The organism is Clostridium sp., assembly GCF_051278035.1.
In the GTDB taxonomy this organism is placed as follows: Bacteria; Bacillota; Clostridia; order Clostridiales; family Clostridiaceae; genus Clostridium_AD.
This window is the reverse complement of the sequence record NZ_JBNMNU010000230.1, coordinates 1-5,632: the sequence shown is the minus strand read 5'-3', so window position 1 is coordinate 5,632 and position 5,632 is coordinate 1. Positions and strand designations below refer to the sequence as shown.

Sequence of the window (5,632 nt, the reverse complement as noted above, 5' to 3'; positions counted from 1 at the left end):
TATGATAGAAGATGATATAGCATTTGCAGCCGTTGCAAAAAAATATAATTTACTTATAGTACCAGGTACAGCTTTTGGTTACCCTGGATACTTTAGAATTTCATACTGTGTTTCTTATGAAAAAATCAAAAAATCATTAGGAGCTTGGACTAAGCTTGCTGATGAATTTAAGAATTTGTAATATTATACAATAAAAAAATTAAAACTAAGCCCCGCAAACCTTTTTTAGGAAAGAATTGTGGGGTTTCTAGTTTTTTAAACAATAAATTTATTTTATGTACGATATATTTGAAAGTGTCGTAACAATGAAGAAAGATTTATAATAATTAGGGGTAGTGCTCGCAAAGCGTAAATTTACAACGCTAAGCCAGTTTTTTACAATTAAACACTATTATTTAAATATTCTGACTTGGAATTAATATACAATAGTTCTAAGTCAAAACAGTATATATCATCAGTGTAAAGCGTTGATATATCTAGAGTTTAATCACTAAATGATAAAGCTCTTATTGTTTTGCTCAAAACGGGGTATGTGTATCAATGGAACAGAAAATTACAACTTAATTACATTAAATGGAACTAATTATTGCCTTTTAATCTCGTATTCTGATTGAAATGACTTTTGCGTCACTTTTTTCAACTGTTAAAAAGGTAGTTTAGATAGTAAAATCACTAAATCTTAAGTAAAGAGGAGTTTTAATGGATAAAAAAAGTGACGAAAAATTATTTCGGAATTTATGGAGTATCAAAAATTAGCAGGAAACAGTGAAAGTACTCTAAAGTTATATATTCAAATTATAAATAAATTTAATAAATGGCTGTTGAGCAATGATGGTTCTTTGGAGAATATTACACGTTTTGATATCCAACAATATATTAATCACCTTTCAGATAAAGGTCTAAGTGCTTCAACTATTGAAAATAAATTTGCAGCAATAGTTAGTCTAGTAAAGTTTTTAGATAGAATAGATATATTGCAAAATATATGCAAACCTGAATACATAAAAACTAAAAATATTGCTCCTAAATCACTTGAAAAGAACGATAGAAATAAACTTTTGAGAGAGATTGAAAGAACCGGGAATTTAAGGAATATAGCTATTACATATATGTTTTTATATACTGGCATACGAGTTTCAGAATTAGCTTCCTTAGATAAAAAAGATATTACTTTAAAAGAAAGAAGTGGCATAGTTATAGTTAAAAAAGGTAAAGGAAATTTAGAGCGAAAGATTCCACTTCCAATTGAGGCAAGAATACACTTAAAAAATTATTTGGATACAAGAACTGATTATCAGGAGGCCTTATTTTTATCAAATTATAAAAATAGAATGTCGATTAGGTCTATACAGAGAATTTTTGAAAAGTATGATGTATACCCACACCAGTTACGTCATACTTATTGCAGAGAACTTATTAGTGTTGGTATAGATATTGCAATAATAGCAGAATTAGCAGGGCATTCAGATATAAATATAACGAAAAAATATAGCAAACCTTCTAGAATTGAAATTGAGAAAGCTATAGAAAAAGCTTTTTATTGATATTATTCTCTTACAAATACTCATTTGGAATTAAATGGGCATTTGTTGTGATTTTCTGTTCCATTACTACAGAGACCCCATATAGGTATAAAAGATGAAAAAATCGTGCAAATAGGATTAGATTTAGAAGATAAGGAAGCTAAGATTATCGATGCAAAAGGGAAATATGTAATGCCAGGAGGAATAGATCCTCACACTCACATGGATATGCCATTTGGTGGAACACATGCTAGTGATGACTTTAAAACAGGAACTATTGCTGCAGCTTGCGGAGGAACTACTACAATAGTAGATTTTTCAATCCAAGGTAAGGGTAAATCATTAAAACAAGCAGTAAATACTTGGCGTGAGAAGGCTGATGGAAAAGCAGTTATAGACTATGGTATTCATATTGCGTTAACAGACATGACTGAAGAAGTTATGAATGAAATACCGGAAATTATTGCAGAAGGTTATCAAAGCTTTAAATTATTTATGACATATGATGGATTAAGAGTTGATGATGGCACTTTATTAAGAACATTAATGAAAGTTAATGAAAGTTAATGGAAATGGTGGGTTATCTTGTGTCCATGCAGAAAATTATTATGTTATTGATTATTTTACAAAGAAATTTTTATCAGAAGGGAAAATTGAGCCAATATATCATGCATTATCCCGTCCAGATTTAGCAGAAGGAGAAGCTGCTGGAAGAGCAATTAAACTTGCCAAAATAGCTAATTCACCTCTTTTCATAGTTCATAGTAGTTGTGAAGTTTCTATTAAAGAAATAGCAAGTGAAAGAGAAGAAGGATACCCTATAATGGGAGAAACATGTCCACAATACTTATTACTTTCAGAAGATAATTATAGAGAATCAAGATTTAATGGAGCAAAGTATGTAATGTCTCCACCTCTTAGAAATAAAAAGAACTGGCCAGTTGTATGGAAGGCACTAAAGGATAATACTCTCCAATTAGTAGCAACAGATCATTGCCCATTCTTTATGAGTCAGAAAGAAATGGGAAAGGAATCTTTTACTAAAATTCCAAATGGTGCACCAGGCATAGAAGCTAGAATGTCATTAATGTATACTTACGGCGTAGTTGATGGAAAAATCAATCTTAATAGATTTGTACAGGTTACTTCTACAAATGCTGCTAAAGTATATGGTATGTATCCACAAAAGGGAACAATTGCAATTGGAAGCGATGCAGATTTAGTTGTATTTGATCCGAATGTAGAAATTACACTAACAAAATCTATGTTACATGAAAATGTAGACTATACACCATATGAAGGCTTTAAGTTAAAGGGATATCCAGTAGCTACAATAAGTAGAGGAAAAGTAATTGCGGAAAATGGTGAATTTATTGGAGAACAAGGTTATGGTAAATTTATTAAAAGAAAAGCTCCAATCATATTATAATTCAATATGTAAGACTATTGTTGAGTAATTATATTTGGGTAGAAAAGAAGGGCGTTTTAGCACGTGAACTATTCTCAAGATTGATAAAATAAATATAATTTAATAGAAAAATATAGGGAGGTTATTAATAATGAATAACAAATTTTGTGATTCAAAAAGAATGGAAGACATGATCAAAACTTTTGCAACTTATGGTGATGCAGGGCATGGTGGAATTACTCGATACTCTTTGTCACAAGAGAATGTTCAGGCTAGGAAAGAATTCAGAAAGAGAATGGAAGCTATCGGAGCTGAAACAACTGTCGATGATATGGCAAATATGTATGCTACTATTCCAGGTTCAGATTCTAATGCAAAACGAATTGTTGTAGCATCTCATGTTGACTCAGTAAAAAATGGTGGTAACTATGATGGAATTTTAGGTGTTATGGTAGGTATGGAGGTTTTAGAAGCTATTGTAGATCAGAAGATTACTCATAAACATCCGATAACAGCTATGATTTGGACAAATGAGGAAGGGTCATTATATCCACCAGCAATGATGTCATCAGGCGTGATTTGTGGAAAATTTGATAAGGATACAATGCTTGCATCAAAGAATGTATTAAATAGAGAGGCTACTTTCGGAGAAGCTTTAGCAGCGAGTAGTTATGTTGGATCAGTAGCAAATAGATTAAACCCTAAAGATTATGAATGTATGTTTGAGCTTCACATTGAACAGGGTCCAATCCTTGAAGCTGCTAATAATGATATTGGTGTTGTTACTTGTGTACTTGGCATGCTTAACTATAGAATAAGAACTCATGGTCAAGCAGACCACGCAGGTACTACTCCAATGGGACATAGACAGGACGCTCTTTATGCAGCTTCTCAGGTTCTTATTTATCTGCATAATGAGTTAGACAAACTTGATCCAGCTCTTGTTTATACAACTGGTGAAATTAAGTGCCATCCTTGTGTTCATACAGTAATTCCTGATTTAGTTGACTTTTCAATTGATGCAAGACATGAAGACCCTAAGGTAATTGAACATGTTCTTAATATTATTAAGAACATGCCTAAGGAAGTTGCTAAGTGCAAGGTTGATTATGAGAAAGCTTGGGCTCGTGATACGGTATACTTTGACAAAGAATTAATAGAGTTTGTTAAGACAAGTGCTGATGAAGCAGGGATTTCTAATCAGTACATTAATAGTGGAGCAGGACATGATGCTCAGTTCGTATCAGAAATAATACCTACTACTATGATTTTTGTTACTTCAAAAGACGGCCATAGTCACTGTGAAAAAGAGTTCTCATCTGTTAAACAGTGTACAAATGGTGCAAGTGTAATGCTAAACACAGTACTTAAGGTAGATGCAAGATAGAAAAATTTATGTTAAAGAATTAAAAGGCACAAGTATTTATTATTCTGTGTCTTTTGATTTGAAACATGTACAGAATATATTGGGAAAAGATTGATTTCTGAAATTATTTATAATTTAGCAAAATAGGGGTGAAAATATGAAAAAATTAACTGTACTTTCTTTAATTACTGGAATTTTGTGCGGTCTTTGGACAGCGTCAAGTCCTTCTTTAGGATTGCTTGGATGGGCGCGATTTGCTGGATGCACAGCATTCTTTGCAGCAGGAGGTAAGTTAAAAGGTTTTAAAAGTGCTATTACTACTGCTGTGATAACATTTGTGATGTGTATACAGGCTAAAATCAAACTATTCGAATTTATTCCAGGAACATTCATAGGATCATTTTCAACTTTTGCATATGGAGGAAATTGGAAAGCTGTAGTACCAGCACTAATTCTAGGTGCAATTTTAGGATTATTATGTGAATCAGGTGGTACATGGTTATTTAATACAACAAATAAGAATATTGATTCTGAAGAAAATATTAGAATATCATAACATACATGACACTGTTACATTGCTTGCATATGTTGCATTATCAAGGGTCAAGGGCACTCAAAATTTAGTATTCATGTATATTAAGTTAGTTATTTTCATTTTTATTGATTTTTCGTTTGGGAATTGGAAAGTGCTATATCAAGAGCTTTTCATTATAATAATTTGAACAAAAATAAATTATTATAATGAAAACAAAAATAAAAAAATATTATTTAGTATTTCTAGATATAATTATAAAAACCTAGCCTTCTATTAAAGCAGAATTTTTTTAAGTCATAAATTTATAATTCTTTCAATATTATTTAATTATAGATATATGAAAGGTGGAAAATATAATGGCTAACGATAGAAAACAATGTCCTAATTGTGCAAATAAAACTTCTGGAGACACTATATATAAATATAATAAATGTGGAAAGCTATTTTGCATAAAATGTGGCGAATGTAATTTTATTCGTAAAACGAATTGTCCGAAATGTAAAACTACGAATACAAATTTTCATTGCTCTATAAATAGTCTCTGGGGAAAATAATATAATTATTTGAACAGAGAACACAAGAACAGAGAATATATTCTCATCAGGCGGGGGATTCTTCTTCCTTTATTGGATTTAATGCCACATATTTTGGCAAATCGCAATTTCTTATTTTTCTACTCCACCTTTCAGGATGATTCTGTTTTGCCATTTCATACACTTTTTTTCTATTCTCTATGATGTTTTTATCCAAGCTATAATGGCGCTGATATGGAGTCAAATATTTGATGCCACTATGCATAT

4 protein-coding genes and 3 pseudogenes are annotated in these 5,632 nt (G+C 31.3%); 6 read left to right on the top strand and 1 reads right to left on the bottom strand.

What is annotated here, in order from left to right:
• The 6 genes and pseudogenes from ACJAX4_RS21680 to ACJAX4_RS21655 form a co-directional block, all read left to right on the top strand.
• Nucleotides 1-181: pseudogene (locus ACJAX4_RS21680) on the top strand (pyridoxal phosphate-dependent aminotransferase); the annotation flags it as partial.
• Nucleotides 182-722: 541 nt separating this feature from the next.
• Complete coding sequence (locus ACJAX4_RS21675) at nt 723-1,544, top strand: tyrosine-type recombinase/integrase (RefSeq protein ID WP_435791517.1); 822 nt, start codon at nt 723-725, stop codon at nt 1,542-1,544.
• A gap of 81 nt (nt 1,545-1,625) precedes the next feature.
• A pseudogene (gene hydA / locus ACJAX4_RS21670) lies at nt 1,626-2,952 on the top strand (dihydropyrimidinase).
• A 130-nt stretch (nt 2,953-3,082) separates the two neighbouring features.
• Nucleotides 3,083-4,318: a Zn-dependent hydrolase gene (locus ACJAX4_RS21665; protein WP_435791516.1), complete on the top strand. Its 1,236-nt coding sequence runs from the start codon at nt 3,083-3,085 to the stop codon at nt 4,316-4,318.
• 136 nt (nt 4,319-4,454) lie between these two features.
• A complete protein-coding gene (locus ACJAX4_RS21660) occupies nt 4,455-4,853 on the top strand; it encodes a DUF1097 domain-containing protein (RefSeq protein ID WP_435791515.1) in 399 nt (132 codons plus the stop codon).
• Nucleotides 4,854-5,188: 335 nt separating this feature from the next.
• Complete coding sequence (locus ACJAX4_RS21655) at nt 5,189-5,386, top strand: hypothetical protein (RefSeq protein WP_435791514.1); 198 nt, start codon at nt 5,189-5,191, stop codon at nt 5,384-5,386.
• Nucleotides 5,387-5,432: 46 nt separating this feature from the next.
• Here ACJAX4_RS21655 and ACJAX4_RS21650 read toward each other — a convergent pair.
• Nucleotides 5,433-5,632: pseudogene (locus ACJAX4_RS21650) on the bottom strand (hypothetical protein); the annotation flags it as partial.

Coding starts and splice junctions, on each gene's coding strand:
- ACJAX4_RS21665 (WP_435791516.1), top strand. CDS start 3,083: ATGAATAACAAATTTTGTGATTCAAAAAGAATGGAAGACATGATCAAA.
- ACJAX4_RS21660 (WP_435791515.1), top strand. CDS start 4,455: ATGAAAAAATTAACTGTACTTTCTTTAATTACTGGAATTTTGTGCGGT.
- ACJAX4_RS21655 (WP_435791514.1), top strand. CDS start 5,189: ATGGCTAACGATAGAAAACAATGTCCTAATTGTGCAAATAAAACTTCT.